We start from the raw sequence: 6,312 nt of genomic DNA, 5'->3' as shown, positions 1-6,312 counted from the left end.
GGTGGAAGAGGGGTTGGGGCGGGGCGCGCGGCCGCGGATCACGTCGAAGATGTGTTCGACGTAGGCGCGGTCCAGGCCGCGGGTGATGAAGACCAGGCGCGAGTGGCGGTCCTCGTAGGGCCATTCGGCCAGCGGCGCGGGCGGGTGGAACAGGCGCTGCACCGCGTGCACGACGATGGGCCGGGCCTCGCCGGCGATGTTCAGGATGCCCTTGACGCGCAGCAGGTCGTCGCCGTGCGCGAGCACCAGCGCATCGAGCCAGGCGGCGAGTTCCTGCCAGGCCAGCGGCTCGTCGTACACGAGCGAGAAGGTCGCTATGCCCTCGGTGTGGTGGGGCGCGGCCGCCGCGCCGATCGGGCGGTAGCGCGCGGGCTGGTCGGCGTGGGCCTCGGCGTTGAGCCAGCGCCGCACCGCGGGGGCCGGCGTCGCGGCGGCGTACACGTCGAGCTCGGTGAGCACCTCCAGGCAGGGCACCTGGGTCGGCGTGGCCCAGCTCACCGTGGCGCCCGGGTTGAGCGCCTGCAGGCGCTGCTGCAGCGCCTGGGCCTGCGGCGGGTCGGCCAGGTCCATCTTGGTGACGACCAGCTGGTCCGCCACCGCCACCTGCCTGGTGGCTTCCTCGAAACCGTCCAGCGTGGTGGCGCCGTTGACGCCGTCCACCGTGGTGATCACCTGGGCCAGGCGGTAGCCGTTGGAGACCGGGAAGGTCATGAGGGCCTGCAGCACCGGGCCGGGGTCGGCCATGCCGGTGGTTTCGATCACGACGCGGTCGAAGGCGCGCACCAGGCCCCGGCTGCGCTTGTCCAGCAGCTCGCGCAAGGTCTCCACCAGATCGCCCTGCACGCTGCAGCACAGGCAGCCCGTGCTCAGCTCGATGGTGTTGTCGTTGCTGCTGGCGATCAGGTTGTGGTCGATGCCGATGTCGCCGAACTCGTTGACCACCACCGCCGCGTTCGACAGCGCGGGCTCGCGCAGCCAGCGGTTGAGCAGGCTGGTCTTGCCGCTGCCCAGGAAACCGGTCAGCAGGGCCACCGGCAACCGCGCACGATCGGAACTCATAATGGCTCTCCTTGGTGAAAATCGCACCGGCTTGCGGTGCATCAGTTTTCGCAACAAGTGCGAATAATAGCAAAATGGAAACAAATGCGAAACAAGTTCGTTCGGGCGAGGGCGCGGGCATCCGCACGCGCAACCGGACGCTGCACATCCTTCAGCTCTTCGAGCGGCGCACGCTGTGGACGGTGGAGGCGATCGCGGCCGAGATGGGCGTGTCCATCAGCTCGGCCTACCGGGATGTCAAGGAACTGAGCAACCTGGGTTTCCTGGCGCCGTCGACGCGCTCGGCGTACATGCTCGGCCCGGCCTTCATCCGCTACGACCTGCTGATGCGCCAGGGCGACCCGCTGGTGAAGGCGGCCTCGGGGCCGATGCGCGAGTTGCTGGCGCGCACCACGCAGCACGCGGTGGTGCTGATCAGCCGGCGCTTTCGCGACCAGGTGATGTGCGTGCACCAGGAGAAGGGCAGCGACCACCCGCCCTCGTCCACCTACGAGCGCGGCGTGGCCCTGCCCATGTTCAAGGGGGCCACGTCCAAGGCCATCCTGGCGAACCTGGGTGACCGCGCGCTCAAGCAGATCTACCTCGACCACGAGCAGGAGATCCGCGAATCCGTGGGCCTGGGGGGCTGGAAGGACTTCGCCAAACAGATGAAGGCGATCCGCGAGACCGGCTTCGCCTGCACCGATTCGGAGGTGGCCCGGGGCCGGGTGGGCATCGCCGCGCCGGTGTTCGGCGATGGCCAGGTGGTGGCGGGCGTGAGCCTGGTGTTCGAGCTCGCGCGCTACGACGAGGCCGCCTTCGCGGCCGAGGTGCGGCGCTGCGCGCAGGCGATTTCGGCGGCGCTGGAAACCTCGGCCTGAACTCCCTGCGTTCACCGGCGGTTAAGACCTCTTGAGAAGGCTTCGCTGGTGGTGGCGCGCGCCGCTGCCTAGACTCGCGCTCAGCGAAACACCCTGAGGTTGCGACGATGACATTGACACAAGCCCTGGCCGCGGGCCTGGCCGCGATCGCGGTCGGCACCGCCCCCACCGCCTTCGCGCAGGCGAGCACCTACCCGAACCAGACCATCAAACTGCTCGTGGGCTGGACGGCCGGCGGCGCCACCGACCTGCTGGCGCGCCACCTCGCGGCCCACATGGCCCGGCAGCTGGAGCAGCCCGTGGTGGTGGACAACCGCGCGGGCGCCGTGGGCACGATCGCCCACAGCGAAGCCAGCCGCGCCAAGCCGGATGGCTACACCATCATCCTGGCGACCAACAGCACCTACGCGATCGCGCCGCACCTGATCAAGCCCCTGCCCTACGGGCCCGATGCGCTCGCGCCGATCTCGCTGGTGGGCACCAGCCCGCTGATCCTCACCGTCAGGCCCACGCTCAACGCGCCAGGCGTCAAGGACGTGATCGCGCTCGCGCGGCAGCAGCCCGGCCGGCTGAACTACTCGTCGGGCGGCAACGGCTCCACCAGCCACCTGGCCAGCGAGCTGTTCAAGGACCTCACGCGCACCTCCATCACGCACATCCCCTACAAGGGCGGTGGACCGGCCACGCTGGCCGTGGCCTCCGGCGAGGTCGACCTGGGCTTCGTCGACATCGGCGTGGCCGTGCCGCTGATCCGCGCCGGCCGCCTGAAGGCGGTGGCCGTCTCCGGCAGCACGCGCAGCCCGGTGCTGCCCCAGGTGCCCACGGTGGAAGAAGCGGGCGTGCCGCGCTTCGAGTCGGCCACCAAGTTCGCGCTGTTCGCGCCGGCCGGCACCCCACCGGCCGTCATCGACCGGCTCTACGAGGCGGTGCGCAGCGTGCAGAAGAACGACGAACTGAAGGACCGGCTGCGCCAGCAAGGCATCGAGCTGGTCGCCGCCAGCCCGGCGGAGCTGCGCAAGGACGCGGCCGACGACCTCGCCAAGTGGGGCCGGCTGATCAGCGAGCGCAAGCTCTCGCTGGACTGATGCGCCGCATGACATCGCGGATCGCCATCGTGGGCGCGGGGCCGGTCGGTTGCGCCGCCGCCGCCTTTCTCGCGCGCGACGGCATCGCGCCGGCGCTGTGGTCGCCCACCGGGCGCCGGGTGCGGCGCCACGCGGGCCGCGCCAGCTTCAGCTGCTCGGGCGCCGTCGGCGGCGAGGTCGAGGTCGAATGGCTGGCCTCGCCGGAGCGCCTCGCCGAGTTCGGCGTGGTGCTGGTCTGCCTGCCGGCCGACGCCTACGCCAGCGTGCTCGGGCCGCTGAACGCGCTGTGGCGGCCCGGCCAGCACGTGATCGTGAGCGGCGCCCTGTCGCTGGCGCCGCTGTGGATCGCGGCGGCGGCCGAGGGCGTGCAGGTCAGCGGCTGGGGCACCACGCTCACGACCACGCACTTCCAGCCCGACGGCAGCCTGCACGTCAACCCGCTGCGCAGCCGCATCGACATGGCCACCGTGGGCCCGCTGGACCCTTCGGAGGCGCGGCAGCTGTGCGCGGACCTGTTCGGCGACCGCTTCGTCGCGGCGGACAACCTGCTCACGCCCACGCTGGCCAACATCAACCCGATCGCGCACGCGGCCGAGGTGATCCCGAACCTCACGCGCATGGAGGCCGGCGAAGCCTGGTCGCTGTTCGGCCACTTCACGGCGGTGGTGGGCCGCATGGCCGAGGCGCTGGACCTCGAGCGCCGCGCGGTGGCGCAGGGCTTCGGGCTCGAAGTCCCGTCGCTGCGCCAGCACTACGCGCGCTCCTACCACGTGCCCGAAGGGCCGCTGCACACCATGGCGGCCGCGATCACCGCCAACGGCATGAGCCCGAACGGGCCGGCCTCGCTGCAGCACCGCTACGTGCTGGAAGACGCGCCGTTCGGCCTGGCCTTCCTGGAAGCGCTCGGGCGCGCGGCCGGGGTGCGCACGCCGGTGCTCTCGGCCTGCCTCGGCCTGCTGGCCGTGGCCTACGGGCGCGACTTCCGCGCCGCCAACTTCTTGCTCGACGCGCTGGACATCGCGGGCGGTGGCGCGGACGCGCTGCTGGCGCGCTGCGCGGCGGCGGCCAGCCCGGCCAGCTGAGCCCGGTCGTTGCCGCTGCGGCGGTAGACCATGGCGATGGGCACGGGCGGCGGCAGGCTCTCCATCGGCAGCTCCACCAGGCTGCCGCGCCGCAGCCGCTCGGTCAGCGTGCCCTGGGCCGCCAGCGTGAGGCCCAGGTTCTGCTCGGCCAGCTCCAGGTGGGTGATCGCGCTCATGGTCTCGATGTGCGGGATGAGCGCCGGCAGGCCGTGCCCGCGCAGCGTGTGCTCCAGCATCATGCGCGAGTTGGTCGGCCGGGGCGGCAGGATCCAGTGGGCCTGCGCCACCTCGGCCCAGCGCAGGGGCGGGCTGTTCGCGCCGCGGTTCGCGGCCAGCGCATGGTGCGGTGAGCCGACCACGCGCCACTGCTCCAGCCCGATGTGCTCGATGGTGAAACCCTGGGCCGACAGGCTGCCGAGTTCGGAGGGCGTGTCCATGGTGATCAGGGCGTCCACCTCGCCGGCCTCGAGCTGGCGCGAGATGTCGGCCAGCCGCCCTTCGAGCAGCAGCACGCCGGGCAGCTGGTCCTGCGCCGCGAGCACCGAGAGGATGCGCGGCAGCACGGTCCAGGTCAGGAACGGCGTGGCGCCGATCTTCAGCCGCTCGTGCAGCGGGCGCAGTGGCGCGGCCAGTTCGTCGGAGAGCTGCTCCATCTCCGCCAGCAGCACGCGCCCGCGCTGCACCACCAGCGTGCCGGCCACGGTGGGCACCACGCCGCGCGGCAGGCGGTGGAACAGCGGCTGCTCGAACAGCGCCTCCACGTCCTTGAGGCCCTTGCTCACCGCGGCCGTGGTCATGTGCAGCCGCTGCGCCGCGGCCCGCATGTTGCCGGTGTCGGCCAGCGTGCTGAGCAGCTCCAGCTGGCGAAAACGCAGGGCGGCCATGAGCCGCTGCGATGGGTTCCTCACTCGACGCCTTTCATGAATGCCCTGGTCCGCCGCGACAGGGCGGCCGGCCAGCATACCGCCTTTGGCGCCCGGCATCGATATTCGGCGGTATGCTGTTCGAACCTCCATCCATACGCCAGACATACCATGGAACTTCGCCACCTGCGCTACTTCGTGGCCGTCGCCGAAGAGCTCAACTTCACCCGCGCCGCCGAGCGGCTCTACATCGCGCAGCCCCCGCTGAGCACGCAGATCCGCGCGCTCGAAGAGGAGCTGGGCGTGCAGCTGTTCGAGCGCGACAAGAAGCGGGTCTACCTCACGCAGGCGGGCCGCTACTTCCTGGAGCGCGCGCGCGGCATCCTCGCCTCGGTGCAGACGGCCAAGGACGAGGCGCACCGCGCGGCGACGGGCGATGTGGGCAAGCTCAGCATCGGCTTCACCGCCTCGTCGATCCTGACGCAGGCGCTGCCGCAGGCGATCCGGCGCCACCAGGCGGCCCACCCGTCGGTGGAACTGAAGATGCTGGAGATGCCCTCGATGCACCAGCTCGATGCGATCCACCAGCGCTCGCTGGACCTGGGCGTGCTGCGCAAGCCCAACGTGGGCGTGCCCACCGGGGTGGTGATCGAGGAGTGGTACTCGGCGCCGCTGGTGGCCGCCATGCCGCAGCAGCACGTGCTGACCAAGGGCAAGGGCATCCACATCGGCGAACTGAAGAACGTGCCGCTGATCGTCTACCCCCGGGACGCGGGCATCGGCCTCTACTGGAAGGTGCTGGACCTGTGCGCCAAGGCCGGGTTCCGCCCGGCCGTCATGCACGAGGCGCGCGATGCCTCGACCATGATCGGCCTGGTGGCGTCCGGCTTCGGCGTGGCCATCGTGCCCCAGGGCACGCAATGCGTGCAGCTCGACGGGGTGCTGTACAGCCGCATCCTCGACAAGGAGGCCGTCTCCAGCCTCTACCTGGGCTACCGGGACGCCGACACGAACCCCCACCTGGCGCGTTTTCTGGGCGCCCTGCGGGCGTCGGCCGACACCCGCCGCGCCTGACGACCGACCGGCCGCCGGCCTCTCACTCCAGCTTGATCCCCTTGGTCTTGATCAACTTCCCCATCACTTCCGCATCGCGTTTGATGATGGCCTCGGTTTCCGCGGGCGTGGTCAAGGAGATGTCCAGCCCGGCATCGGAGATGTACTTCACCATCTCGGGCGAGCGGTTGATCGTGGTCAGTTCCTGGTGCAGCCGCTGCATGACCGCTGCTGGCGTCTTCGCCGGGACCCAGAAGCCCAGCCAGGTGAAAATTTCCAGCCCCGGGTACAACTCAGCCAGGGTGGGCAC

At 70.8% G+C, this 6,312-nt stretch carries 7 protein-coding genes; 4 read left to right on the top strand and 3 right to left on the bottom strand.

Features of this window, described 5'->3' with window-relative positions:
• On the bottom strand, window positions 1–1,059 hold a 1,059-nt coding region (locus tag AC3WPZ_RS27365), incomplete at its 3' end, for a CobW family GTP-binding protein (protein ID WP_492442496.1).
• A 74-nt stretch (window positions 1,060–1,133) separates the two neighbouring features.
• Here AC3WPZ_RS27365 and AC3WPZ_RS27360 point away from each other — a divergent pair.
• From AC3WPZ_RS27360 to AC3WPZ_RS27350, 3 genes are all read left to right on the top strand, one after another.
• Complete coding sequence (locus AC3WPZ_RS27360; protein ID WP_382152646.1) at window positions 1,134–1,919, top strand: IclR family transcriptional regulator; 786 nt, start codon at window positions 1,134–1,136, stop codon at window positions 1,917–1,919.
• Between the two features lie 107 nt (window positions 1,920–2,026).
• Window positions 2,027–3,004, top strand: coding sequence for a Bug family tripartite tricarboxylate transporter substrate binding protein (locus tag AC3WPZ_RS27355; protein WP_382152649.1), 978 nt, complete (start codon window positions 2,027–2,029; stop codon window positions 3,002–3,004).
• A gap of 8 nt (window positions 3,005–3,012) precedes the next feature.
• Window positions 3,013–4,086, top strand: a complete 1,074-nt coding sequence (locus AC3WPZ_RS27350) for an NAD/NADP octopine/nopaline dehydrogenase family protein (protein ID WP_492442494.1) — start codon at window positions 3,013–3,015, stop codon at window positions 4,084–4,086.
• On the opposite strand, the gene AC3WPZ_RS27345 is transcribed toward AC3WPZ_RS27350, so the two are convergent.
• Window positions 3,972–4,970 carry a LysR family transcriptional regulator gene (locus tag AC3WPZ_RS27345; RefSeq protein ID WP_492442492.1) on the bottom strand — a complete coding sequence of 333 codons (999 nt, stop codon included), beginning with the start codon at window positions 4,968–4,970 and terminating at the stop codon, window positions 3,972–3,974. The two genes, AC3WPZ_RS27350 and AC3WPZ_RS27345, sit on opposite strands and share 115 nt — an antisense overlap.
• A gap of 150 nt (window positions 4,971–5,120) precedes the next feature.
• Between AC3WPZ_RS27345 and AC3WPZ_RS27340 the strand changes: the two genes are divergently transcribed.
• Window positions 5,121–6,023 (top strand): LysR family transcriptional regulator, encoded by a 903-nt coding sequence (locus tag AC3WPZ_RS27340; RefSeq protein ID WP_492442490.1) that lies wholly within the window; start codon window positions 5,121–5,123, stop codon window positions 6,021–6,023.
• A 22-nt stretch (window positions 6,024–6,045) separates the two neighbouring features.
• Here AC3WPZ_RS27340 and AC3WPZ_RS27335 read toward each other — a convergent pair.
• Window positions 6,046–6,312 (bottom strand): tripartite tricarboxylate transporter substrate-binding protein (locus tag AC3WPZ_RS27335; protein ID WP_492442488.1); only part of this gene is annotated, 267 nt, incomplete at its 5' end.

The organism is Hydrogenophaga sp. FW305-3-2-15-A-LB1, assembly GCF_058787875.1.
Note: the sequence above shows the minus strand (reverse complement) of the source record. Positions and strands in the feature narration are given on the sequence as shown.